General features: G+C 49.6%; 26 protein-coding genes. 5 read left to right on the top strand and 21 right to left on the bottom strand.

The features are described from left to right. The first annotated feature begins 30 nt into the window (after positions 1-30). Positions 31-1,023: a hypothetical protein gene (locus EL645_RS08505; protein ID WP_126549622.1), complete on the top strand. Its 993-nt coding sequence runs from the start codon at positions 31-33 to the stop codon at positions 1,021-1,023. Positions 1,024-1,143: 120 nt separating this feature from the next. Here the strand turns inward: EL645_RS08505 and gpmI are convergent, their stop codons facing one another. Further along, positions 1,144-2,730, bottom strand: a complete 1,587-nt coding sequence (gpmI, locus tag EL645_RS08500) for a 2,3-bisphosphoglycerate-independent phosphoglycerate mutase (RefSeq protein WP_126549621.1) — start codon at positions 2,728-2,730, stop codon at positions 1,144-1,146. 200 nt (positions 2,731-2,930) lie between these two features. On the opposite strand from gpmI, the gene EL645_RS08495 reads away from it, so the two are divergent. Next, positions 2,931-3,185 carry a hypothetical protein gene (locus tag EL645_RS08495; RefSeq protein ID WP_126549620.1) on the top strand — a complete coding sequence of 85 codons (255 nt, stop codon included), beginning with the start codon at positions 2,931-2,933 and terminating at the stop codon, positions 3,183-3,185. A 156-nt stretch (positions 3,186-3,341) separates the two neighbouring features. After that, positions 3,342-4,394 (top strand): hypothetical protein, encoded by a 1,053-nt coding sequence (locus EL645_RS40335; RefSeq protein WP_176599839.1) that lies wholly within the window; start codon positions 3,342-3,344, stop codon positions 4,392-4,394. A gap of 108 nt (positions 4,395-4,502) precedes the next feature. Here EL645_RS40335 and EL645_RS08485 read toward each other — a convergent pair whose 3' ends face one another. The 16 genes from EL645_RS08485 to EL645_RS08410 all read right to left on the bottom strand — a co-directional run bounded on the left by EL645_RS08485 (position 4,503) and on the right by EL645_RS08410 (position 20,001). After that, positions 4,503-4,934: a F0F1 ATP synthase subunit epsilon gene (locus EL645_RS08485; protein WP_126549619.1), complete on the bottom strand. Its 432-nt coding sequence runs from the start codon at positions 4,932-4,934 to the stop codon at positions 4,503-4,505. A gap of 3 nt (positions 4,935-4,937) precedes the next feature. Further along, positions 4,938-6,359: a F0F1 ATP synthase subunit beta gene (atpD, locus tag EL645_RS08480; RefSeq protein WP_126549618.1), complete on the bottom strand. Its 1,422-nt coding sequence runs from the start codon at positions 6,357-6,359 to the stop codon at positions 4,938-4,940. A gap of 53 nt (positions 6,360-6,412) precedes the next feature. Then, positions 6,413-7,321, bottom strand: coding sequence for an ATP synthase F1 subunit gamma (gene atpG / locus EL645_RS08475; protein WP_126549617.1), 909 nt, complete (start codon positions 7,319-7,321; stop codon positions 6,413-6,415). An 11-nt stretch (positions 7,322-7,332) separates the two neighbouring features. Beyond that, positions 7,333-8,880 (bottom strand): F0F1 ATP synthase subunit alpha, encoded by a 1,548-nt coding sequence (atpA, locus tag EL645_RS08470; RefSeq protein ID WP_126549616.1) that lies wholly within the window; start codon positions 8,878-8,880, stop codon positions 7,333-7,335. Positions 8,881-9,098: 218 nt separating this feature from the next. Then, positions 9,099-9,698 carry an ATP synthase F1 subunit delta gene (atpH, locus tag EL645_RS08465; protein ID WP_126549615.1) on the bottom strand — a complete coding sequence of 200 codons (600 nt, stop codon included), beginning with the start codon at positions 9,696-9,698 and terminating at the stop codon, positions 9,099-9,101. Next, positions 9,698-10,261, bottom strand: coding sequence for a F0F1 ATP synthase subunit B (atpF, locus tag EL645_RS08460; RefSeq protein ID WP_161977229.1), 564 nt, complete (start codon positions 10,259-10,261; stop codon positions 9,698-9,700). The genes atpH and atpF overlap by 1 nt, the downstream gene beginning before the upstream one ends. A 155-nt stretch (positions 10,262-10,416) precedes the next feature. Further along, the gene (gene atpE, locus EL645_RS08455) at positions 10,417-10,638 is read right to left on the bottom strand and encodes an ATP synthase F0 subunit C (protein ID WP_126549613.1); all 222 of its coding nucleotides are present in this window, start codon (positions 10,636-10,638) and stop codon (positions 10,417-10,419) included. A gap of 115 nt (positions 10,639-10,753) precedes the next feature. Then, positions 10,754-11,626 (bottom strand): F0F1 ATP synthase subunit A, encoded by an 873-nt coding sequence (atpB, locus tag EL645_RS08450; RefSeq protein ID WP_126549612.1) that lies wholly within the window; start codon positions 11,624-11,626, stop codon positions 10,754-10,756. Between the two features lie 68 nt (positions 11,627-11,694). Then, entirely contained in the window at positions 11,695-11,916 is a 222-nt protein-coding gene (locus EL645_RS08445) for an AtpZ/AtpI family protein (protein WP_126549611.1), read from the bottom strand. 439 nt (positions 11,917-12,355) lie between these two features. Beyond that, positions 12,356-13,537 carry a lysylphosphatidylglycerol synthase transmembrane domain-containing protein gene (locus EL645_RS08440; protein ID WP_126549610.1) on the bottom strand — a complete coding sequence of 394 codons (1,182 nt, stop codon included), beginning with the start codon at positions 13,535-13,537 and terminating at the stop codon, positions 12,356-12,358. 44 nt (positions 13,538-13,581) lie between these two features. Then, positions 13,582-13,953 (bottom strand): Rossmann-fold NAD(P)-binding domain-containing protein, encoded by a 372-nt coding sequence (locus tag EL645_RS08435; RefSeq protein WP_126549609.1) that lies wholly within the window; start codon positions 13,951-13,953, stop codon positions 13,582-13,584. A 4-nt stretch (positions 13,954-13,957) separates the two neighbouring features. Beyond that, positions 13,958-14,575: an NAD-dependent epimerase/dehydratase family protein gene (locus EL645_RS08430; RefSeq protein ID WP_161977228.1), complete on the bottom strand. Its 618-nt coding sequence runs from the start codon at positions 14,573-14,575 to the stop codon at positions 13,958-13,960. Then, positions 14,572-15,726: a DUF362 domain-containing protein gene (locus EL645_RS08425; RefSeq protein WP_126549607.1), complete on the bottom strand. Its 1,155-nt coding sequence runs from the start codon at positions 15,724-15,726 to the stop codon at positions 14,572-14,574. Before EL645_RS08425 ends, EL645_RS08430 begins: the two co-directional genes overlap by 4 nt. Next, positions 15,716-17,581 carry an ArnT family glycosyltransferase gene (locus EL645_RS08420; RefSeq protein WP_126549606.1) on the bottom strand — a complete coding sequence of 622 codons (1,866 nt, stop codon included), beginning with the start codon at positions 17,579-17,581 and terminating at the stop codon, positions 15,716-15,718. Before EL645_RS08420 ends, EL645_RS08425 begins: the two co-directional genes overlap by 11 nt. A 19-nt stretch (positions 17,582-17,600) precedes the next feature. Then, on the bottom strand, positions 17,601-18,878 hold the full coding sequence (locus EL645_RS08415) for a glycosyltransferase (RefSeq protein WP_246035317.1): 1,278 nt from the start codon (positions 18,876-18,878) through the stop codon (positions 17,601-17,603). Positions 18,879-19,071: 193 nt separating this feature from the next. After that, on the bottom strand, positions 19,072-20,001 hold the full coding sequence (locus tag EL645_RS08410; RefSeq protein WP_126549605.1) for a hypothetical protein: 930 nt from the start codon (positions 19,999-20,001) through the stop codon (positions 19,072-19,074). Positions 20,002-20,364: 363 nt separating this feature from the next. On the opposite strand from EL645_RS08410, the gene EL645_RS08405 reads away from it, so the two are divergent. Then, entirely contained in the window at positions 20,365-21,345 is a 981-nt protein-coding gene (locus EL645_RS08405) for a D-2-hydroxyacid dehydrogenase (RefSeq protein ID WP_126549604.1), read from the top strand. Between the two features lie 11 nt (positions 21,346-21,356). Further along, positions 21,357-21,941 (top strand): DUF3090 family protein, encoded by a 585-nt coding sequence (locus EL645_RS08400; RefSeq protein ID WP_126549603.1) that lies wholly within the window; start codon positions 21,357-21,359, stop codon positions 21,939-21,941. Between the two features lie 125 nt (positions 21,942-22,066). Here EL645_RS08400 and EL645_RS08395 read toward each other — a convergent pair whose 3' ends face one another. The 4 genes from EL645_RS08395 to EL645_RS08380 all read right to left on the bottom strand — a co-directional run bounded on the left by EL645_RS08395 (position 22,067) and on the right by EL645_RS08380 (position 25,458). Then, positions 22,067-22,477, bottom strand: a complete 411-nt coding sequence (locus EL645_RS08395) for a hypothetical protein (RefSeq protein ID WP_126549602.1) — start codon at positions 22,475-22,477, stop codon at positions 22,067-22,069. Then, a complete protein-coding gene (locus EL645_RS08390; protein WP_246035526.1) occupies positions 22,474-22,713 on the bottom strand; it encodes a hypothetical protein in 240 nt (79 codons plus the stop codon). The genes EL645_RS08395 and EL645_RS08390 overlap by 4 nt, the downstream gene beginning before the upstream one ends. Before the next feature lie 667 nt (positions 22,714-23,380). Then, positions 23,381-24,154, bottom strand: coding sequence for a zinc ribbon domain-containing protein (locus EL645_RS08385; protein ID WP_126549600.1), 774 nt, complete (start codon positions 24,152-24,154; stop codon positions 23,381-23,383). Positions 24,155-24,606: 452 nt separating this feature from the next. Beyond that, entirely contained in the window at positions 24,607-25,458 is an 852-nt protein-coding gene (locus EL645_RS08380; protein ID WP_126549599.1) for a DegV family protein, read from the bottom strand. Positions 25,459-25,499: the final 41 nt, after the last annotated feature.

The raw sequence follows: 25,499 nt of genomic DNA, 5'->3' as shown, positions 1-25,499 counted from the left end.
GGAAGATAAATATAATGGGAGGTTCCCGCCATGACCTATCCGTCAGGGTGGTCTGTTCTTCCACGGCTAATCGTCAAGCGAGAGCGTTGGCCGGGTGGGTATCACGCCAAAGGCATCCCGTTAGTCTATCGTGGTCAGGAAGTTGTGCCTGATCAACCTGTGCTGCGTCTTACCACAGCCTCAGAGTATGATAAGCAGAAGGAGAGAGCGTCTACTAAGCTCTCTCCTTCTGGTATTTCATCCTCACCAGATCTCTTAAAATCCTCGATTGGCCAGGATATCCCCGCTGGTTTGCATGGTCGGGTGGTTGGTGTTACGGCACGTGGTGGTGTTGTCATTGAAAGTCATGCTGCACTTATTCAAGGCATTCTCGGTGCTGGAAAGCAAGCAGCTGGAGTCTTAACTATGTGGCAACCTCGTAGCCCATATAGTGCTCAGACTATACCTCCAGGTGCCATTCTGGTTGTACCAGGGCCACTAACCTTTGGTTTGCTGCATCAAGCTCTCAACTCAGGCGTAGTCGGGGTGGTGGCCAGTAGCATTGCTTTACGAGATCTGGAAGGCTTTTTAAGAACTGATTATCTACAGCTGCTGAAGATTTCTGATCTGGAGCAGGCACAAGAGCAGCTCCCTCCATTGACGCTCTTGTTAACTGAGGGTATTGGTTCTGCAAACATGCCCGTGCACACCATGAATCTACTCACCCATTATCAGGGAACGATTGGCTTACTTGCGGGCGCTACGTCCCTGACCCATAATTTATTCCCTGAACTGGTCATTTCCATTCCGGTGGCCGAAATTGACAAAAATTGGCAGGTGGTTCAACCAGATGCCACGTTGGCGTTAGGTGCGCAAGTACGTGTCTGTAGTGGGCAGCATCAAGGCGCGATTGGCATCATTGATTATTTTTACTCATATGAGCAAACCTTTACCTCTGGACTACGTACGCGCTCGGTGCGTTTGCGCCTGGATGATGGCTCATTTTATACGGTTCCCATCACCCTTATCGAACGCATCAGCTAATGCGCTGGTTTTGTATGGGAGCAAGGTTATCCACATTATTATAGAGTTATCCACATATTATACAAAAACATGTGGATAACTTTCTATGAGTTTTTAATGCATTGTAAATAATACATTAAGCTAAGGTAAAATGAGTGAGTGACCCTGCATATCTTTGGGCTGCGGAATATTCATAACTTGCAGGATGGTAGGGGAGACATCAGCCAGGATACCATCGCTGCGCAATTTGGCCTGGGCGAAGCGGGGCGCGACAAAATAGAGCGGCACCGGGAAGGTTGTGTGGGCGGTAAAGGGTTTACCGGTATCATATTCTATTAACTGTTCCGCATTGCCATGATCGGCGGTAATCAAGGCGTTGCCACCAGCTGCCAGGGTAGCCTCGATGACACGGCCAACTCCTTTATCAACGGCTTCAACAGCCTTGATGGTCGCATCAATGACACCGGTATGGCCGACCATATCTGCGTTAGCATAATTCATAATAATCAGATCATACTGACCACTGAGAATACGTTCAACCGCTGCATCGGTGATGCCTGCTGCACTCATTTCTGGTTGAAGATCATAAGTTGGAACTTTGGGGGAAGGAACCAGAATGCGGTCTTCACCTTTGAAAGGTACCTCACGACGTCCATTGATGAAGAAGGTGACATGGGCATATTTTTCGGTCTCGGCAGTATGGAACTGGGACATGCCTTGTTCAGCGATCACACGTGCCAGCGGCATCTCCACTTCATCGGCGCGATAGGCCACCTCTGCGTCTAAACCCTCTTCATATTGTGTCATCATGACATAGACCAGATCATTCAGGCGTGGGCCGCGATTAAACTTACCTTCAGCCTGTGGTGGTAGATCTTCCATCACAAAAGCTTTGGTCAACTGGCGTGCTCGATCAGGTCGGAAGTTGTAATGGATAACCGCATCACCTGCTTGAACAGTAGCTACGGGACGACCATCTTCCATAATGACTGTGGGTAAAATAAACTCATCAGTTACTTTGGCATCATAAGACTGCTGAATGGCTGCCAGGGCTGATGTTGCCTGTTGGGTAGCCTCACCCTTTGTCATCGCCCAATAAGTGGCTCCTGTGCGTTCCCAGCGATTATCACGATCCATCGCATAGTAGCGCCCGGTCACCGTTGCCACCCTGGCTGGATATGCTCCACCGATTTCTCGGGCCCGAGTTTCTAAGCGCTGCATAAATTCGAGGCCGCCTGTCGGAGAGGTGTCGCGGCCATCAGTAAAAGCATGGATATAGACGCGCTCGATATCATGTCTGGCCGCCAGGCGTAGCAGGGCCTCAAGGTGTGTCTCATGGGCATGGACACCACCATTGCCGAGTAACCCACAAATATGGAGCTGAGATTGATTTTTCTTGACGTGCTCAATAGCGCGCAGGAAAGCTGGATTTTGGAAAAAGCTTCCATCCTCAATGGACTCACTGACGCGCGTATAATCCTGAAGCACACGTTTGCCCGCGCCAATATTTTGGTGTCCAACCTCCGAATTACCCATCTGGCCATCAGGCAAACCGACTGCTGCCCCAGAGGTCTTAACGGCGGTATGTGGCCATTCACGTGCGATCTTGTCGATATTTGGCGTGTGGGCCAGGGCGATAGCGTTGCCCTCTTTGCGTGGATTGATACCCCATCCATCCATAATGATCAGAACAAAAGGGCGTTTCCGCCCCGAAGGTGTCGTGCTCATGTGATTTTATACTCCACGATGATATAGGATCAAACGATGGTTTACCTTTTCATTGTAGCATGCACCGGACGGGAAGCATAGCATGACGATGTCACAATTGTTGTGTATCTATTACATGGTTTTTCTCGTGTTCTTGAGTATGGCTGATGAAACAATGGCACACTTCTGTAAAGAGAGTTTTCCTCGGAGGTATTGATCTAATGATTGCGAATTTCCTGAATATATTTATTGTTGTGATCGTGGTGCTGTTTATTCTTGCCATCATCTTGATTGGTTTCTCCCTTTACCGTTCCCGGAACGCTGGAAAGAATATAACATCCAGGGTTGATCCGATGCCAGATACATCACGGCGCAATGAGCAAACCAGGGTTGACCAGGACTTCACAACTAAGTCAGATGTAGATCGTAAATATAATGAAGCAACAGCCAGTGATGAGCTGAATAGCAACCGTTGAGCCGGTAATCTGACTGGCTGTGATTTGATCGAAAGGCTGAATATACGTTCAAACAAACGTATATCTTTTGAAGCAATGGTTGTACTTGAAGTTGCAAAGGATTGTTTTTTCAGGTTTTCTCCATGTTTCAGAAAAGTTGCCAACGGAAGGAATATTATGGGCAAGACATCTTCAGGCTCCTTTATGAGGAAGTCGAGCAAAGGATTTATCGCGACTTTTGCTGCCTTGTGCCTGCTACTGATCACAGCCACAGCTGCATTGGCTAATTCTGTAAACATCTACGATAATGCTGGTGTATTGAACAGATCGCAGGTACAGAGTGCGGCCTCGTCGTTATCCAAACCAATTGACATCTACTCGGTCAGTTCATTATCCACGTCGAGTTCTTCATTCGACCAGGTTGCCAAGCGTAGCATTAAAAATCCTAACATGATCGTGATCGCCTTTAATTCAAATCATGTAGCGATTGTCGGCGGGTCCAATGTTGGCCTGTCTTCGAGCCAGTATAATGATGCTACCAACGCGTTTATCCGCGAAATGAATAATGGTAGTAAGAATTATTCGAACGCTACTGTGGCGGCCATCAATTCGCTGAATGGTTCTCTCAATAGTAGTAATTCGTTCATTCCAAGTGTTGGCGGTGGTGGTGGAAATGCGATCGGCAGCACCCTCTGTTGTGTTGGCCTTATAGCCTTAGCCCTTATTGCGGCCTTTGCTTTTGCGCGCCGACGCGGTGGCGTAACTGGTGGCCTATTCAATCGTCGACCCAACCAGCCCAACTTCAATCAACCTTATAACCAGCCTTACAATCAGGGAAATTATCCTCCCAATTATCAGGGTCCGTACCCACCACAGAATCAGGGCATGAATCCATGGGCCGCGGGTGGCCTGGGTGCCGCTGCGGGTGGCCTGGCCGGTTATGAGCTTGGCAAGGCAGCTGGCGACCGTGACCGCGACCGCGATGGCGGTGATTTTGGTGGAGGTGCCAGTGGAGACTTTGGCAATGGCGGAAATGGTGGATTTGGCGGCGGCGATGGTGGATTTGGAGGAGGATCGAGCGGGGACTTTGGAGGAGGTGGCTTTGGTGGTGGCGATGCCGGCGGCTTCGGTGGTGGTGGTGACGGTGGCTTCGGTGGTGGCTCGAGTGGAGACTTTGGTGGCGGCGGCGGTGATGGCGGCTTTGGAGGAGGATCGAGCGGCAACTTCTGAGTCAGGTCCCCAGCTCACGTAGCATAAAAAGACTGGTGCGGGATAGAAAGCTATCCGCACCAGTCTTTTCTTGTATCGTGTAGCTATTGTGCTATATCGAAGTACCGACTAGCGAATGCGACCACTGCGGCGTGCCAGTTCCACCACTTTCAAGCGGCTAATGGCGCGCAGCAATGCTGCTTGTAACTCAGCACGCTCAGTATTTGAGCGCGCCTCTTCCAGATGCTCCTGTGCGCGGCGGCGTGCTGCCTCTGCGCGAGCCTGGTCGATCTCTGCCGCATGCTCTGCCGTATCGGCCAGAATTGTGACACGATCATGAGAGACCTCTAGAAAACCGCTGGAGACGAAAAAGATATTATCCTCTCCATGCAATTTAATCTGTAAAGGTCCAGGTCCCAGCAGGGCCAGCAGGGGAGCATGCTCAGGCAAAATGCCCAGCTGCCCCTCTGATCCAGGAGCGTCCACGATATCGGCCTCGCCATTGTAGAGCTCACGCTCTGCGGTTACTACCTCGACATGCAGTGTATTGCGTGTCGCCATGGCTTAACCCTTCTTCTGATCTGCTTCGTAAGCTGCAATAACATCTTCAATCGCACCCTGTGACAGGAAGTAGGACTCGGGAATGTTGTCTACCTCACCTTCCAGAATAGCCTTAAAGCTGCGAATGGTATCCGTCAATTTCACATATTTGCCGGGCATGCCTGTGAAGACCTCAGCAACCGTGAAAGGCTGACCGCAGAAACGCTCCAGCTTACGAGCGCGAGCAACGATCAATTTATCGTCGTCCGACAACTCATCAACACCCAGAATAGCGATGATGTCCTGCAACTCTTTATAGCGCTGTAGAACGATCTGAACGCCACGAGCGGTGTTATAATGCTCATCTCCCACAACCTGAGGATCAAGGATACGGCTGGTGGAGGCCAGAGGATCTACCGCAGGATAGATACCTTTCTGTGCGATTGAACGTTCCAACACAATCGTTGAGTCCAGGTGAGCAAAGGTTGTAGCAGGCGCAGGATCGGTGTAGTCGTCAGCGGGCACGTAGACGGCCTGCATCGAAGTGATCGAACCCTCTTTAGTAGAGGTGATGCGCTCCTGCAACTCACCCATTTCCTCGGCCAGGTTTGGCTGGTAACCCACAGCGGATGGCATACGACCAAGCAATGCGGACACCTCAGCACCGGCCTGTGTGAAACGGAAGATGTTGTCGATGAAGAGCAACACGTCTTTATGCTCTTCGTCGCGGAAGTACTCGGCGATAGCCAGACCACTCAGTGCCACGCGTAGACGGGAGCCGGGAGGCTCGTTCATCTGACCAAAGACCATGGCCAGACGGTCAATAACGTTGGCTTCCTGCATTTCATGGTACAGGTCATTGCCTTCGCGGGTGCGCTCACCCACGCCAGCGAAAACGCTATAACCACCGTGACCTTTAGCGATGTTATTGATCAGTTCCTGAATAACGACGGTCTTACCGACGCCAGCACCACCGAAGGCACCAATTTTACCACCTTTCATAAAGGGGCAGATCAGGTCAATAACTTTAATGCCAGTCTCGAAGACTTCAACATTGGAAGACTGATCTTCCAGATCAGGAGCATGGCGGTGAATCGGATAGCGAGGAGTGTCCTCAACCTCTGGTTTGTTGTCGATCGCGCGACCCAGAACGTTGAAGATACGTCCCAATGTTTTAGGACCCACGGGAACGCTGATCGGAGCGCCTGTATCATAGGCGTCTGTCCCACGCTGTAAGCCATCGGTTGGGCCCATAGCTACGCAGCGGACCCAGTTATTGCCCAGGTGCTGCTCAACCTCAAGGGCGAGATCGTCGCTGGCACCGAGCGGGCGAGTTACTACCTGATTATAAATTTCTGGGAGTTGATCCTGAGGGAACTCAATGTCTACCACGGCCCCCAGTACCTGCACGACTTTTCCCTTCGCGCCTGTTTGTGTTACTGTCATGTATTTCTCCATCGCAGGGGTATCTCTTCGCCTTCCCCTGCCCAGACATCTCGTTAGAGCGCCTCAGCACCGGCTACCACCTCAAGAATCTGGGTTGTGATAGCGGCCTGGCGGACCTTGTTATACGTCAAGGTGAGATCCTGAATCAGTTCGTTTGCATTATCGGTCGCGTTTTTCATGGCAACCATCTGTGCGGATTGCTGGCTAGCGACGGCCTCAAGCAGAGCTTGATAGACCTGGATATCTACATAGCGTGGGAGCAAGGCTTTAAAAATCGTTTGCTCATCAGGCTCATAAATATATTCGGTCGCCTTGTCTTTTTGCTCGTCTTCTTCCTTCTTCTCAGGTGGCTGGACGGGCAGCAATTGCACGGTTACCGGTGTTTGTGTCACCGTATTGACGAATTTGGCATAGACCAGATATACAACGTCGACCTCCCCTTTCAGGAAGGCATCCACAGCCACTTGTGCGATGGCGGTTGCATCACTGAGGCCCGGGCGATCTCCATAGTTGGTGAATTCAGCAACCATGTCGAGCTCGTTACGCACAACGAAATCACGGCCTTTACGACCGACGGCGACATACTCGACGCCGGGGCTACGTCCCTGCTCAGAGAGACGCTGGCTCTCATTGCGGGCCGTAATGGCGGCGTGACGATTAATATTTGAAGGTAAAGCACCGCAGAGGCCGCGATCCGGAGAGATCAGCACAATGCCGATATTTCTCACCGGGCGCTGCTTCAGCAGTACCAGATCCTCCGCCAGATCCTCATTGCCATTTGAAGCCGCTGTTGCCAGACGTGAGACAAGCTCTCGGATTTGATCGGCGAAGGGGCGAGCTTGTTCAACTCGCTCCTGTGCCCGTCGCATCTTACTACTTGCCACCATTTGCATGGCTTTAGTAATTTTCGCTGTATTTTTTACTGATCGTATGCGCTGCCGAATTTCTCGGGTTGATGGCATCTATCTGCCTCCTAGCGCTTTTGCTCTTCTCGTGGTGCAGCCGTCTTCTGATAGTCTTCGATGGCGGCTCCCAATTTCTTTAACTGATCTGCGTTCATCTTGTTGCGGCCCTGGATTGAACTCTCAATAATCTCGTTCTGGAGATCCTGATAGTTGGCATCCATGAACCGATAGAAGCCCGCTTCCCACTCGCTGACCTTATCCAGAGGTACTTCATCCAGGTAGCCATTGGTGGCTGCGTAGATGATCATAACCTGGCGGATAACAGAAACAGGCTGATATTGGGGCTGCTTCAAGATTTCCAGGATACGGCGGCCGCGATCGATACGCGATTTGGTCGCTTTATCCAGATCAGAGGCAAACTGCGAGAAGGCTTCCAACTCACGGAACTGCGCCAGATCCAGACGCAAGGTACCAGCAACCTGGCTCATCGCTTTCGTCTGAGCGCTACTACCTACACGAGATACCGAGATACCTGTGTTCAGAGCAGGACGCTGACCAGCGTTGAAGAGGTCCGTTTCCAGGAAGATCTGACCATCGGTAATCGAGATCAGGTTCGTTGGAATGTAGGCCGAAACGTCGTTCGCTTTGGTCTCAATGATTGGCAGTGCGGTCAATGAACCACCGCCGTAATCTTTGTTCAAGCGAGCTGCACGTTCCAACAAGCGGGAGTGCAGATAGAACACGTCACCTGGATATGCTTCGCGTCCAGGAGGGCGGCGAATGATCAGGGAGATGTTACGATAGGCTTCAGCGTGCTTGGTCAGATCATCATAAACGATCAGAGCATCGCGACCAGACTCCATGAACTCTTCGCCAATTGCACAACCGGCATAAGGGGCGATGTATTTCAATGGAGCAGGATCGGAAGCGCCAGAAGCAACGATGATCGTGTACTCCATCGCGCCGTGCTCTTCCAGGATCGCGCGGGTACGAGCAATCGAAGAATTCTTCTGACCGATTGCCACGTAGATACAGATCAGATCTTTGCCCTTCTGGTTAATGATCGTGTCGATAGCGACAGCGGTCTTACCAGTCTGGCGGTCACCGATGATCAATTCACGCTGACCACGACCAATCGGAATCATGCTATCAATAGCTTTGATACCGGTCTGTACTGGCTGGTTTACCGACTGGCGGGTAATAACGCCAGGGGCAACACGTTCGATCGGGCGGAACTTATCGGTTGCGATCGGGCCACGATCGTCAAGGGGTTGACCAATTGGATCAACCACGCGGCCGAGCAGCGCGTCTCCAACTGGAACCTGGATAATGCGTCCGGTTGTACGAACTTCATCATCTTCACGGATTTGTGTATAGTCACCCAGGATTGGGCAGCTGACCGCTTCCTCTTCGAGGTTAAAGGCCATGCCATAAAGTCCTGTACGGGGAAATTCTACCAACTCAAGATATTTAACATCTTGCAGGCCATAAATACGGGCGACACCGTCTTGTACCGCGATAACGGTACCGACACTGGCGGTCGAGGTGGTATCGGCTCCAAAACCTGCGATGTTTTTCTCTATGATGGCACTGATTTCATCAGCCCAAGATGCCATCGCGTTCCTCCTAGTGTTTCCTAGTGGCTTTTACTGTTTGTCGTTGTATTGTTGTTATTGTATGATCGATCTACGTGTGTTTGTGCTCGTTCGAGCATTTTCAGGTGGACATTGATACGGGGATCTACATAGTTCGTCTGTTGTTCCCGACCTGTATACACCTGCACTTGAGATCGAGATATGTCTGCTTCGGGTGTTGCGGCGATGTGTCTGTCTGACTAGCGATTTGCCGGTTGGGCAAAATCCTCGGAAGCAAACTCATCGTCGGTGTCGGTGGCAGTAATGCCCGAGAGCAATTGCTGCTGCATGACATGCAGGCGATTGCGGACACTGCCATCGATGATCTCATCTCCCACGCGGGCGACAACACCACCTAAGATACTCGGATCAACCCGAGAATGCATGATAATGCTTTTGCCAGTCTTGTGCTCAAGCGCTTTCCTGACGATCTCCTGCTGGGCATCGTCTAATTGCGCTGCAGTCGTGACCTCTGCGATTGCCTGATTGCGATAGTCAAGCACGAGGTTTTCGAACTCGGTTGCAATGTTTGGCATAACATCGACCAGCTCGCGCTGGACGATGAGCAGGGCAAGGTTGAGCGACGTAGGCAGCACTTTTGCGGCTAAAGCCTGGCGTAACGCTGTCTCTTTGCGCTGGGCAGGAATTTTGGGCTCGCGTAGCAGGTAGGCCAGCTTGCGCTGCCCAAAGAGCTCTGCGATATGTTTAACGTCATCGAGGGTGCGGTCCATGGTGTTCTGTTTTCGCGCAATCTCGAAGATCGCTCCTGCGTAGCGGCGTGCAATCGCTCCTTTAAGCATTAGTTATTCCTCGCCTGATCACTAGCCGTGACAAACTCTTCGACCAAGCGGCGGTTGTCGTTGCTATCAACTGACCGGCTGATAACTTTGCTGGCGGCCTCAATGGAAAGATTGACAACATCGCGGCTCAGTTCCATGCGAGCACGGTTCGCTTCCTGGTGGATGCGAGCAATCTGCTGCTGGCTAATCTTCTCAGCGCGAACACGGGCCTCGGTTTCGATCTGCTGGGCGATCTGCTCAGCGTTCTTTGTTGCACGCTCGATGGTATCCTGTGCCTGACGTTTGGCGTCCAGGATGATCCGCTCAGCGTTGTTGGCCGCTTCTGCCAGATCGCGCTTGGCCTGCTCAGCGTTCTCGATACCCTCGCGGATTAATGCCTGCCGTTTTTCCAGTGTGCGCTGCACAACTGGCAGGACCCATTTCCAGAGGACAAAGAGGACGATAATAAAGCTAACGAGCTGCGAAATAAAGGCGGCGGCGTTAATGCCAAGTGCTCCAAGGCCACTGGGCGACTCGGCGCTTGCAACAGCTGTTGCTGCAAGTGTGAGTGGTGTTATATACACGATAGCGCTTCCTTTCATCAAGAGTAATACGCTTATATTCCGTACGTAAGACGGAGACGCGGCATCACCTGTTTCTCTCCTTCAAATAAAAAGAAGAGGGGGAAAACAGAATGGACGCGCTACGTCTCCACATTACGCTACGAAAAAAGTATTACTTAAGGGATGAACTTGATCAGCAGAGCGACTACCAGAGCATAAATAGCGATAGCTTCAGCGAACACGATAGCCAGAATCATGTTGGTCTGAACAACAGGAGCAGCCTCGGGATTGCGGCCAATGGCTTCCATGGCTTTAGCGGCCAGAATACCAATAGCAAGGCCAGGTCCGATAGCACCGATACCGATAGCGAGAGCTGCTGCGAGTGGAGCAAGATTCATGATTAAAAATCCTCCTTAAGGACGAATGTATTGTGTAATTAATGAATTAAGGTTTTTTTATGCAATCGCAGAGATTTCTGCGAGAAGCAAGCAAGTTAGTGGCGTCGCGACTACACTAGTGTGTAGTCACAGCGCTGCCTTCATACTCGTGATGCACCTCGTGTTCACCCTCATCGTGATGAGAGTGGCTGGTGGTGCCAACTTGCATGAAGAGTAAGGTCAAGAAGGCGAAAACAAACGCCTGGATGACGGCAACAAAAAGTTCAAATGGAATGAAGATGATGTCGGCAACAACCGGCAGCAGGTAGGCGAAGACTGCGAGCAGAACGCTACCAGCAAAGACATTACCAAAGAGACGGAAGGAGAAAGAAATCAAACGTCCGAGCTCACTGATAATTTCAAGCAGGCCTACTAATAAGTCAACAAAACCCATTCCACCTTTCTCTTTGATCGCTTTAAAGTTCAGATACTTGCTGATCTGATCTTTAAAACCGAGCATCGAGAAACCCAGAATCTGCGTCACAACCACAGACACCAGAGCCATCGCCAGAGTCAGGTTCAGGTCTGTTGTCGCGGGGCGCAACAATGGAACAATCTGATTAGATGCTTGACCGAACAGGAATGGACCGGTAACAACGGTGCCAGCCTTTTCAGGGTGAATGAGACCAATGGTATCAACACCTGGAATGATGTCAAGCAGATTACAGAATAAAATGAAGATAAAGAATGTAGCTACTAGAGGAAAGAATTTTTTCCCTTTCTCTTTGCCTGCTACACCTTCTACCAGATTCTGTAAAAACTCGACTAGCCATTCAAGGGCGTTTTGCAGTCCAGTTGGAATCAGATCCTGACGTCGTGTACCAAAATAAAGTACCACGAACAAGCAAATAATAGAAATCCAAGTACATAGCAGAGTGTTAGTGATCCACGTGCCAGGAATAATTACTTCCGGGGCGATCGTGATGTTTGGAAGTCTCCACAGATTCACTCGGCTGTCCTCCCTATATGCCGAGCCCTGCCAGGTCTGGTTCGATGTGCTTAAGGGATCCGTTTAGCCTATTGAAAGACGCTCTTATATAAACGGTATGCACCATAAATCCCCGAAATCAGGCCAAGCAGCAGCCCGAGAAGTATGAACAAATGTCCGGTATGAAGAAGGCCATCAAGGTAATTTCCCACAATGGCTCCAAGGGCGATGGGGACGGCTACAGTAAAGCCCATGCCGCTCAGCGCCCCCAACGTATTCAACACAGTCGGGGTAGGCGGTTTCTGTTTCATCCTTATGGTCCCATCTTTTCTTCTCAATAATACCAGTCGGATTATAGCACAGGGAACGAACCAGTTGCAACAGTAGATACACTTTTTAAGAAGCCTGGCAACGCTGCTGCATATTATGCATTTGGTGTTAATTGGCCTATTTAAGGAAGCTTAAAAAGTCGTTATTTTTGTATATTATGTGTATTTTTTGATATAGTTGATCCTTGTAATTCACTTGAAATGGTAAGTCCAAGAGTTGCCATGCATCCCATTCCGCTGCCACACATGAGCAGAGCAGTCCAGGGATGGGAGAAGAAAAACATGGCGGTTACATTGTGTGCGCTGATGTGCAGGAGGCCGTAAAAGACTAGAAGTCCTATTGCTTCATTGCTGCCTATTTGCCCGGGAGGGGTTGGCAGAATATAGAACATATTATAGATAGTGTAACCGAGGATCGCGGTCACAAAGGAAATCTGTGCCCCACGGTCCAGAAGGCGAGCATGGCAAAGAGTCCATCGCAGATAATGGCCAGTAGAGTGAGGAAGATAGCTGGTATAAAGATGCCGGGCTGGCTGGCCCCGGCCAGGAGAGCATCAACGAAGCCGGTTGCCATGTCCTCTAATTTATTGCCGACTGCTGCTGGTAATAGCCTGGTGATCCTCTGTATGAACTCAATGGTACTTGTACGTTTCCAGATAGCGAGTAGCACAAAAACGACCATCGCCAGTACTAAGATTCCTACGGTTGCCATTACTGACCAGAGTTTGATATCCATGTGAATGCCCAGGATAGGCACCAGCGCTATGATAAAGATGGCCGGCATCAGATCCAGGGCTTTATCCATGGCAACGGTGGGCAAAGATTGGCTGATAGGGATAGCGCTGATGCGCCGTAACATGATGCACTTTGAGACTTCGCCCCCGCGAATTGGCAGGGCAAAATTAAGGAATGTTCCTATGAGATAAAGTTGAATTGCTTTATGTATTTGAATGTCCCCAATTGGCCGTAGAAACAGTTGCCAGCGCACACCGCGAATACTAAAAGCCAGTAGGAAGACCAGCCCGGATAGGAGTGCCAGGCCTATACCACGGGGGGTGGTAAGGTTTTTTTTAAGCGTGTCCATAACGGTAGCGAGGTCTACAGATCTCGCTACCAGGGCCAGCAGTGCCAGGCCAATCAGTGTTCCTATCAATAATTTGAACACGGGGTGACGCAGCCAGCTAAGCAAAGGCATGTGGTGATGGATGGTTGTTGGGCCTTGGATGGGGGGATCGATGGTAACGCTAATTGGTTCGGTATAACCGAAGGGTCTGTCACCATAGATATTTAATATTGGAAGTGGACCGGTTTGTTGGATGCCAGCAGGCCACCATTCTTCTTCCATGAGTTTTTGCTGTTCATGATGTGGAGTAACTGATGATGCGATGTGAATAGCTTTGTGCATCCTGCTGATCTGCATTAGATGTCTGGCACTCTGTTTTTCAATATCTTCATTTTCTAGGTGCACATTCCAATGGTGCTCAGTATCATAAGTGGTGTCATTTTCTAGTTGTGGTGGTACCCGTACCAATCGGGTCGGGTGAATGCGAGGCGTGCTGGTAGGTATTGGAAACTTATAGCGTTGCTGATTTGATTTATACATAACATTCTTGCTCCTCTTGCTTTCTTTAATAGATAGGTGTGAGCTTATAGATAAGCATGGGCCTGATACCAGGCGGTCGTTTGATGTATTCCCACATCCAGAGCTGTGGTAGGTATAAAACCAAGTTCTCGCTGTGCACGCGAGATGTCATAAATGCGACTATGGGTTAGAAAATCAATACGGCTATGGGTCAGGGGCGCTTTTTCACTGCCTCCTATGCCTGGTAGCAGCGCAAAGGTAGCAGCCGCCAGCCTGGCTAACCACAGCGGGATACTCTTTCGGGGTAAAGTGAGGTGTTGGGCATGAGCTATTGTCTGGGCCAGCGTATGTACCGTTACCGGCAGGGAGCCAGCTATATTGTAGCTGCGCCCAATAGCCCCCGCTTGTCTGGTACAGAGTAGAAATGCCTCAATCATATCCTCAATATAGATGGGATGTAGAAAGGCTCTCCCGCCATCGATCACATGAAAGAGACCTTTTCTGGATGGCCTGGAAGAGGCCTAGTAGATGCAGGTCGCCTGGCCCATAGACCAGACCAGGCCTGAGAATGCTGACTGGAAGCCCTCGTTCGTGGTATGCCTGGGCCACCAATAGTTCGCAGGCCACCTTGGCTGCTTCATAAGGATTGGTGGGGGCGTATTCTGCCTCTTCTGTGGCCGGTTGACGCCCAGTGACGCCAAAGACCCCGGTGCTGCTGCAATATAGCAGTCGTTGAAGATCTGGCGCCTTTTGGCAGGCCGTGAGCAGTGTGTGTGTCCCTTCGACATGGGTGCGGATATAGTCGTGGGCAGGATAGATGGGATGATAGAGCTGTCCCGCCAGGTGATAGACAACCTGGACGTTATGCAATGTACGCCCTACCTGGGCCTGGTCAGTGATATCGCCAGCGATAATCTCGACATTTGTGCCAAAGAGGCGCCTGGCTTTTGAGGGATCGCGAGCTAGAATACGGATCTGTTGTCCATCTTCGACTTCTAATAGACGCTGGACCAGGGCTGTACCTAGAAAGCCGGTAGCGCCAGTAACCGCTATTGTCATGTCCTTGCTCCTGAATAGCCCTTGACGCTGATGGCATGCTCGGGACATTGCTCATAACAAAGCAGGCAGCGCTGACAGCTCTGGTAATTGATTTTCAGGATTTGCAAATCAATTACATTGGGGAGCGGACAGGTTTCGACGCAAGTTCCACAGCGCGTACAGCGTTCTTGATTAATCTGGGGCCGTGTTCCAACCAGGCCACTATTGTAGATGGTGGTACATAGATGCTTACCACGTTCGGCCAGCCAGCTATAGGGATAATCGAGCAAAAACATAGACCAGAAGATGCTGCGATAGAGGCTTTTTTTCTGTGGTAGGATAAATTGTTTTAAGATACTCATCTCCTCACCGACAACTTGCCAGTCTGGTTTACCCATTTGCGCAAGGGCCAGTTTGAGGTGAGGAACCGATCGCGGCTTAACCCCGACTAACTGACAGCAAACCAGATCAACCGCCAGGTTGTTGCGGCCAGCTACCAGCACCTGTAGATCGGCGCAATCTCCATAAAGTGGTCCATCTCCATCTTGTCCAACGCAGCCATCAACAATGGTGAGATCAGGTTGGATGCCAAAATTCATATCGACGATACATTGATCAATCCCAAACGTATGCATAGTACGGCGCTCAGGACGAGGTAAGATCCCCATCAGGTTCTTCATGCTCAAACTCATGATAGAGACCACATGTGTTTTGAGCACCGGGAGATTAATGAGCCGGGTTCCTTGATCGTGGAGCAGGCGAGGTACCCGAAACTGGCGTAACACCCTGGCACCAGTTGCCTGAATCTCTATCCAATCTTCCGCACCCCCTTCCGGATCAAGGCGGAGTAGCGAGATGTGATTATCCTGGCAGAATTGTTCCAGTCCTAGCAGTGTATAAGTGGCCTCACAGTCAAATTCGGTGCCTGGTATTTCGCATAGAAAGGGTTTGGCACCACAGGCCCGTACCTCTTCCGCTACCGCCTTGATAATGGCAAAATGGGTGGTTGAGCCTGTGGTGGCGTTGCGACCAGCCACAAAATTAGGTTTCAGCAGTGCATTCCGGCCCCCCTGCATCACTGACTGCATACCTCCTATACTGGCAATCGCACGATGGGTGGCGGCTTCAATATCATCAAAAGTGCGTGTGATGGCAATTGTTCTATTTTCCAAGGGCACCTTTTCCTTTCGGCTTACTGGACTGAACCGGTGTATGTTGGACCTGGTAAATCGTGATCACCAATTGCTGATCAGTGTCCTGCGCCCGAAATTGCTGGCGAATACGCGCATGGTTTAAGGCATCTTGAATAATTTTCATCTGCTGGCTATTGTGGTGGATATCGGTCAGCATTTCGGAGTCGGCGACAATATAATCGATATTGCGCCAATCGTTGTGGAGTAGTTTGTCGCGTAGCTCAGGATCTGTGGCTACATTGAAGTAGACATGGGCGTAGCGAAAGGTTGGAACGTTATTTGCCTCGCGTAAATCCAGATAGAGATAACTGTTGATCACGATAAAAGCGTTTCTATTACTAATATGCGTACGTATCCAATTGATGGTGTTGGTCTGGGCGCTGGTAGGATGTTGGGTGAATAGTGGCGTTGCCTGGACATAGTCGTAGGGTATAAGCACCGCTATGATAGTGATGATAAGGGCAACCCGTACGGCCTGCATGTGTAGCCACTTACTGAGCCAGCGGGTAATCAAATGGACGGACAGCGCCACATTGATAGCTGTTAGAGGGATCAGCGGAATAAAATAGAATGAGAGTACTACGCCCCCTCTTATCAGCAGTAACCAGAAGCTAGCAGCCATGAGCCCCATTAACAGGTATTGGCGTTTCCACCAGCCGACTATAATATTGAAGGCCGGTGTGGCCAGGCTGCAGAGAAGTAACAGGCGATCTCCATGTAGCCAGTTACCCCAGCTACCACTGAAACTTCCCTCCTCTTGTCCCCGTTGTGTCTGGTCCAGATAGGTTTGAAGCAAGCTCAGGTGTTGATGGATGTCCCATGGTAGATGCCAGTCATAGGGGAACAGTTCACCCTTGAGGATTGCCAGTAGCACAAAGCTAGACCCTAAAGCAATCGTTGTATAGATAAAAACCACCAGCGCGAACTTGCGTTGGAACCTCGTGGTATATAGACGGGTGGCATAGATCATGACAGGCAGAAAAAGGATCATAACCTCCTTTGAGAGCAAGGCGATCCCAAAGCTCAGGGCGGCCAGGACAATGTAGCGTAAGCGACTGTTACTGGTGACCAGAAGATAAAGTGAGAGCAGCAGCCAGAACGCGCTGATATTATCAAGCAGAATCTGTCGCTGATAAGTAATACTCAGGGGTGAGAGCGAAAATAGGATAAGCCCCAGCATGCTGGCGCTGCGGCTCCCCACGATACGGCGTACGATTAGATAGACCAGAAGAGAGGAGCCAAGTGTATAAGGTAGCATCAACACTCTTCCGGTATTGATGGCATTGCCAAAAGTAAAGAAGCCACCGCTGAATGGAACCAGCAAGGCCAGTTGTAGCCAGGCCAGAGGTGGATGGCCATAACCGTATGGATAGGGTGTGATCTGTCCATGTAAAATAGCCCAGGCACTGGAGATATACGTGCCTTCATCTAACTCATAGCGGGGGAATTGAAAAATATTGAAGGCATGGCCCAGTAACGAGGCCAGTAGCCCTGTTAGCAAGATCCCCATTTCGAGCCAGCGTGATAAGGCAGATTTACGGCTGGGTATTGGATTGAGCAGGGCGATGCGAGGAACCTCACGGGTCTCACTGTCAGAGATGCGCTCTGATTGGGCCGAGATATAACGAGGACGCGGGGGTGTCTGCAAACGTCTTAGCATACCAGTGCCAGGCCCGGGCCGATAAGTAGTATGGACCGTAAAGTTCCAGCTTTTATGCAACAGCAAATGTTCTGGATTATCGTTCAAAAGAGTAACAGGAGGCATTTGCGGAAGCGCAGATTTCATGTGCTGATCTGGTGCTCTGAACTGTGTATTTTTGATACGTGATGACATCTTTTTCTGCCCTCTCTTTTTATATAGCCTTTGTTCTATGCTGTCCTACATGGGCTGTCTTTTCCCAGTTAGCTCTGCCAATGAGATGGCGAAATACCGCGCGTATAGCACTCAGGCTCAAAATAGCCTGGTAGGGAAAGAAGGCCACGATCAAGACAATGGCTTCATGCCAGCGCCAGGCGCGTTTGTGCACTTTGACAAACTCATAGAGGGCGGCCAGATCGATAAAAATAGAGAACACAAAGCAGTACAAGGGAAGAAAGGTCAGCATGGCAAACCAGAGCGGTAATTTGACCAGAAAGAACATGAGCAAGGATACAGGCACCAGTAGTGCGAAAAAAGCCTGCAGCTCGGGCAGAATAAGAATATAGAACGCCAGAAAACGTTGCGACATCTTATCCAACTGCCTCCAATCGCCCTTGAGAAGCACCTGGATAAAGCCCTGATTCCAGCGTGTGCGTTGTTTGATAAATTGGCTCAGCGTGTGAGGAGTTTCTTCACGCGTTACAAACTCATCATCATAGATGATGCGCAGACGTGTATGAGACAGGCAGAGCCGAATGCCCAGGTCTGCATCCTCAGTCAGGCAATGTTCATCCCACCCGCCTAAGTGTTCTACAACTTCCCGACGCACAAAAACGGTATTGCCTCCCAAAGGGGTCATGCCAATTTTAGCGAAGAAGTGCATCGAAGATTTGAACCAGAAAAAATATTCCAGCACATTAAAAAAGCAAAACCATTTCGTGTTGTGATTCATCAGCTGTACCCCACTCTGAATTACCTCTACATGTTCATTAAGTACAGTCGTATTAATGACATTGAGGATATCGGGATGCGGCTCATCCTCTGCATCAAAAATAGTAATCATATCGCCAGTCGCTACCTGTAATGCCAGGTTCAAGCCATGGGGTTTATTGATGGGTCCGTCATTAAAGATAAGTAGCTGAATATTGGGATGTCCAATTTCATCGATCTTATTCTGAGCCTCAGCAATTGTGCCAGGATCATCTTCTCGGCAGATGGCGATAATTTGCAGTAATTCTTTGGGATAATTGAGGTTGTAGACTTTTTGAATGGTCTCACAAAAGATATTTTCTTCATGGCGTGCCGGGAGGAAAATAGAAAAAGAGAGATTGGGATGTCGATAAATCGTGGGTGCATGATTAAGCCATGCATGCTCGGGCGTCTCCCAGATAAATAGGTGTAGCCGTATATTGAAGATCGCCTGTGCCGTCATCAAGAGTATAATTGGTAGATAAGCGAACTCCAGGCCCTGAAGGATCATATACCAGACCACGATACCCCTCCCAACCCCAAATATGGTTCGAGTGCACCCCGATAATGTTTCGTCGCGAAACACTTCGAGGTGCCTTCATTACTGTGTGCAAATACAAGGATACTTCAGAATTGTCCGTGTCTCAATCTCCGAAAGTATCACGTTCCTGATACTTTCGGATCATACTGTTGCAGTATGTGTTCAGACCAGGCGGCTAAAGAGTTTCCAGGATACTGGCATGGTCGACGGGATATCCATTGGGCTCATACAGTTCAATTTGCCCCTGGGTGATCAATGTGCGTAGAGCCAGCATGAAATCCCTCTGATTTAACTGAGTCAATGTAGCCAGCGCAGCCAGGCTCCTACGCCCATCTATGGAGAGATATAGGCGGCGTATCTGACGATTGGGGATTAGCTGAGTATGCTGGCCCTGATTGGCCGCATTTTTAAAGATGCGCAGTGGAATGAGTTCCAGCAGTGTACTGGCACGCCCTGAGGGACGTGGGGCGGGCAGCAAGTGCTGATTTTCTGGTAGTAGCAGGCCATGGTTGCATGCCAGGCTAATAGCCTGTTGAGTAATCTGTCCAACTGTAGGAATGAGGCGTGGATTAGGTGGCTGACGTGTAAAAAATGAGATCAGCATACGCAGGGGAGTGTTGACTTTATCCAGAGCATGTTCATTGTTGGCTGGCGGGATGAGCACATTGCTAGAGAGATAATAGCAGGCCCAATAATTCAGATTATGTTTGGTAAGCAGCCGCGCAGCCTGGACTGAAAAGATAGCTTCCGTCACCTGGGGTACAAGTGTATGATGCTCATGGAGTGTGCGTTCAGCTACTTTGGCTATATGGGTGTTAATCAATATTTGCTGAGGCACCTTTTGTTGACGGCTGGCCATTGCCCGTAGCTCAATGGTGGTTCGGCCGGAGTTATAGCCCTGGAGTGTCCAGATATGGACGACCTCTAATTCCATGCGATGGACGAATATCTGAGCTAACCAGTGCAATAGCCCATCGGCATGGTGTAACGTAGGTATTGTTTGCAGCAGTTGCGTAAAAATTACCAATTGGTGATTTCCCATTGTCGGCTGATTTTGATGAGCTACTGAGGATGCGGAATGAATGAAATCGTTGTTATTTCCCACGTACTACCCCCTAAACTACTTTGCAGACAAGCGCCCCATGGATTCCTTATGAGTCTCTGGTGTGTTATATGTATAAAGAGACCCGTCCACTTAGAGTACACTAGACCGGATACAAGAAGTTCTCATCAGTGAGAGCTTACATGATTGTAGCTGGACAGTCTCTATTGTTGTACTTTAACATAAAGCTTTACGTTTATACGTTAAGCAGGCATTAAAAATGGTAATTTGCATCATATAATGTATTGAAAGAAAAGGATGGCAACATTCGAGCAAGCTTTGTGGTTCGTGTCAGTTATCAGCATAAGTGCTATACAATCTTAGGGTTAAGATAACTGAACGCACCTGCACTAAGGAGGAGGTTGTATGCCTGATCACAGGAAAATTATCAGTACATTTCAGTTTACACCAGCATCGCAGGCTATCTTACGTGAAGCGGGGCAAACGGATGTGCTTTGTATCACAAATAATGAAGAGTTTCTTGCCCGTTTGCAGGAAGCTGAGATTCTTTGTTCTTATTGGGTACCCAACAACTGGCGTGTCCTCGCCCCTCATTTGCGCTGGCTCCAGGCCTCAGGCGCTGGCGTAGATGGCCTGCGGCCAACAGGAATTCTGGACGAGCCCGACCGCGTAATGGTCACAACGGCAGTTGGTATTCATGCTTCGACCATCGGGGAATATGTCTTCGGAAGTATGTTAATGTTTAATCGCACCTGGCCTGAGATGGTGCGCTTGCAAGATCGCCATGTGTGGCCTCATAGCGCAAACTGGTATAAGCTGGGTGGGCGCGAGCTGGTAAACCAGACAATAGGAATTATTGGGCTTGGCAGTATAGGTCGCCGTATCGCACAATTAGGACATGCCTTTGGAATGCGTGTCCTGGCCACGCGCCGTACAGTTGAAGCGGGCACTATTGATCCTGATGTGGATCAGCTCTACCCGATGGAACGCTTACAGGATATGTTGCGGCAGAGCGATTATGTTGTGCTTTCTGTACCTCTGACACCGCAGACGGAAAAATTGATTGGGGAACCAGAGTTACGTGCCATGCAACCTCACGCATACCTGGTTAATGTAGCTCGTGGCCAGATTATCGATGAAAAGATGTTGATTCGTGCACTCAAAGAAGGCTGGATTGCAGGAGCGGGCCTGGACGTGACACAGGAGGAGCCACTACCATCGGATAGCCCACTGTTCTCACTACCCAATGTCATCCTGACTCCGCATATTTCTGGTGATAGTGTGCACTATGATCGGCGTCTGACTGAACTGTTCGCAGATAATTTGCGGCGCTATCGAGCCGGGGAGCCGCTAAGAAATCTTTATGATCCGGCGCGTGGATATTGATGAGGTGAAAAATGGGTGTAGATTTAGGACTGGTATCTGTACTCGGTGCTGATGCGGTCGGCCAACCTGGACAACGGCGTTTCCGTCTCTTCACACAGAGCATACAGGCCTCTGCAATCATGTGGTTGGAAAAAGAGCAGCTGGCAGGACTGGCTGAGGCGTTAGATCGCACACTGGCTCTAATTACTGAGGGACAGGTACTGCGGACTGAAGCACGGGCCGGTGAGCAAACGGTCGCGCAAGCTATGCCCGCTGATTTTCCGCGCTATCCAACCTATGAGGTCCAAATAGGTCAGATGCGCCTGAGTTTTGATGAGCAGGATTCATTTTTTGCTCTGCTGATCACTCCATTGGACGTTTCTCTGGAACGTACCCAGGAACCCGAGATTACAATGAGGGAAGATGAGCAGCTTGCCTTTAGCTTTACTCAGCAGCAAGCCCAGGATCTCTCCAGCACCATTCAAGTGGTAGTGGCTTCGGGCCGTCCAGTCTGCCCTTTATGTCATACACCTCTTGATGGGGGGCCACATGCCTGTGTTAAGCAGAATGGACACCGCGAAATTATCCAGATTGAAGAAGCGGAAGATGAAGAGTAGGGCTTCATGGTCGCTAAATAAATCAACAAGAAATAGGGGCGTAAAAAGCACGCCCCTATGGGTGTTGTGTCTGGCGCAGACCTTGATGGTACAACGCACCCTGGACAATAAGCTTTCCTGTGTTCTCAATCATGGCAGGTGTACTTATTGGCTTTTTGTAAGTACGTTTCCTCGTTCGCCTCAATCATTAACTTGTGCAGTACTACAACATCGGCATCGGGTAGATACTCTGCGGGTTGTAGACATAAGCGCATGATCATACGGCCATTTTCTAAGACTTGAACATAGCCTTTACTTCTAGGAACCCGATATGTACGTTGAGGCTCAGTTGGACTTGGTATCTCCAAATAGCCACGCCAGAGAAGTTGCCGAAATTGCTCTGGCGTAAGCATATCGCGTAGCAGATTGGCTGCCCGGCGTTCGGAACGAGACCACCCTTTCAGATATGGAAGTAAAAACAGCCATATAATAGGTGTGATCGCTAGCGCAATGATCATCCAACACAGGACAGAGATGACCAGGGACGCGAAGTTCATCCTCCAACGACTCGTGGTACCAGAACTATTTGTTCAGCTGTGGCGTCGAATTTATCTATGCGTTGTACCGGATTACCATCGGTGACGCGAAAGGCTGTTGCTCCCTTCGCTTTTTCTTGTTCAAAGATTCGTTCCGCCTCTTTGACGGCCGCTACTGCTTCAGGATCACCTGTCTGAATTTTTTGTTCATCCCATGTAAGGCGGTCGTCGCCGCGCCGTGACATCACCCGTAACATACCCACAGTCGTTCCTCCTTCGCAGTTTACGCCATGTTCGCTGCATGGCTGATGCCAACGAAAATCAGTTGTTTGTGCCACATGTTACTGTAGCAGTTTTGTCGTTCTGTTAACGAACTACATAGAACTTGATCGTTTCTTTTGTATGTGTTTGCCATGTTTATGCGCTTGCTATGGTTCAACTTGACTGGCAAATGCTTGCGCATATAACACATACAACACGCCGGGCGTTTCAACAGTGTATACAAGAAGACACACGTTGGTACTACTATTGTACGTGACGACCCGTGTATAGTCAATGGTTAGGAGCTTACTCAAGCGATCATTAGCTCTACTTGAGTAGATATCCAGTTACATCATATGTATTATGCATGAGCTGTGAAGATGGGCTTTCACATTTTCATGCTAAAGAGCACCTCACTCCTGTGAGAATGTGTCTTACGCCTATCATCATGGGAAGCGTGCCGCTCTTGTGCGGACGTGCGCTGGCGCGCCCGCACTTGTTTTCTTGTATGGTGCAAAAAATGCGACCAGGCGCACTTTTTGCACCATACAAGAAAACTTCTTGAGCGCCTTTGGCGCTCAAACTCAGGCATGAAAATTGCGGAGATCTTGAGGATAAGACTAAGGCGCATTATAAATAGATATATTTATGCATATGCTGACTTCAACTATCTTTGTATAATTTTGTGCCACATTCTGGGCAGAAACGGGTATTGGCTTCAACCTGTTCAGAACAATTGGGACAAAAAAGATCTGGTACCGGGAGTTTTGTGCCGCAGTCCTGGCAAAATTTCCCCGGAGGGCCAGCTTTACGGCAGGTTGGACAGGATACCAGCCTGGGATAGCCTGGCGTGGCAAAGCCGGCAATCGATGCCTGGTTGGGAACCTGCTGTGATCTGTCGGAAGGGAGTGCAGGAGGGGTTAAGGGTGGCTGTAGCATATCGGGGGAAGTTGCGGAAGGAATGGCCTGTACATTAAAGTGCGGAGCATGATACTGCTGTTCAATCTGTTCCCGCTGCGCATCGATATTCATTTGATGCTGGAACTGGGTCCCATCGGTTTTTAAGTCCGGCGCACACTCGGTACAGAGATTGAGCTGAATATTGAAGCAGCGCATACAGACCGTATAATGGCATTTCGGGCAGAGATGAAAGTTATGCTGAATCTCTCCCCAGGCCTTTTGTAATGCCTGAGCTTGCTCCGTGTGCCATTGGGTTCCATAGATCTTTTCGCCCGCTTCTGCCGCCCTACCCCAGAAGCCACCTAAGAAGCCAACACCAATGTCCATAATATTGGTGGCGGTAGAGACACTGGAGCGGATCGGCGTGGTGTCAATTTGCCAGTGACAACGTTGACAGGCAAAGCGAAAAGCAAAATATCCCTGGGATTGATCGCTATAGTCCTGATAAATGTTTGGGACGACATAGTTTTGTGCCATGTTTTACCTCTTGATCGGCTAGATGCCGTGCAGTATATTTATCTTGTTCCGCTCAAATAAATGATCCAATTTATTGCATAAACGCTGTCAGCTATCTAATTTTGAGCTTGAAAATAGTATAAAAAAAACTCAGCATCTTTAGTGCTGAGTTTTTTGCTAATGAAGCGCTTCCTTACTCTTAATCATCATGGGAAGCGTATTGCTGCTGTGCGGACGTGCGCTGGCGCGCCCGAATCTGTTTTAGTATGTAGTGTAGAAAATGTGCATCACACATTTTCTACACTACATACTAAAATAAATATGAGCTTTCGCGCATAGGGAGCACATAATTGTGTATGAGCTCCCTATGCTTACATACTAAAACAATTATATGCTTCGCAGGTGCGAGAGCTTGTACGTGAAGGACGAGGTGATATGGAAGCAAGACATATTCTAAGCTAGAATAAGCGTACTTATTTTTTGCCGGTCACAAATGTGATTGCTACTGTGCCAGGACCTGTATGGGTACCGAGGGCTGCGCCCAATTTATAGTGGGGGATCTCGCCGGCATAGGTGTTTTTGAGAGCTTCAGCCAGCTGTTGACCTACTTCTGTGTTAGACTCGGCGATAGCAATATCTTCAATCGGCTCATTCTCTGTTAACAACTGAGCTGTACGTGCAAAGGCCTTACTGCGTGTGCGAGGCTGTTCGACAGGTACTACTGCACCCTCTTTATTGAGAGCGATAATTGGTTTGACACTGAGCATGTTGCCCAGTAAGGCTTTGGCCCCGCCAATACGGCCGCCGCGCTTAACGAATTCCAGTGTATCGAGAACGGCCAGGATGCGTGTGCGGGCGAATCTATCTTCGGCATAGGTTTTTAGCTCTTCCAGGCTCGTTTCGGGCTTATTCATTTCGGCCAGCTTTTTCAGGGTCATAAACATACCCGCGCTGATACTTCTGGAATCGATGGCTTCAAAAGGTACTGTGTGCACCTCTTCGGGCAGGCTTTCCCAGGCGGTACAGGCGGATTGATAGGTGCCACTGAGCTGAGATGAAAGGTGGATGGATAAAATTCCGGTGGCTCCTTCTTTGATCAAACGAGTGTAAGCTTCCTGGAAGAGGGCCGGGGCGGGCTGTGAGGTGCGAGGAAGTACTTTACTGGCCTGTAATTTTTGATAGAAAGTCGCGTTATCCAGATCAATGTTATCCTGATAGGTCTCTTCATCAAAAAAAACGGTAAGTGGGACAATCGTAATGCCTAAGGCATCTGCCATCTCTGGCGTCATATCTGCAGTGCTGTCTGTAACGATGCGAATGCTCATTGCAGGCCTCCTGGGAAAAATAAAGTCGGTGGTAAATGACC

This window comes from Dictyobacter kobayashii (genome assembly GCF_003967555.1).
GTDB lineage: Bacteria > Chloroflexota > Ktedonobacteria > Ktedonobacterales > Ktedonobacteraceae > Dictyobacter > Dictyobacter kobayashii.
The sequence above is the reverse complement of the archived record's forward strand: the minus strand, read 5'-3'. Positions and strand labels throughout refer to the sequence as shown.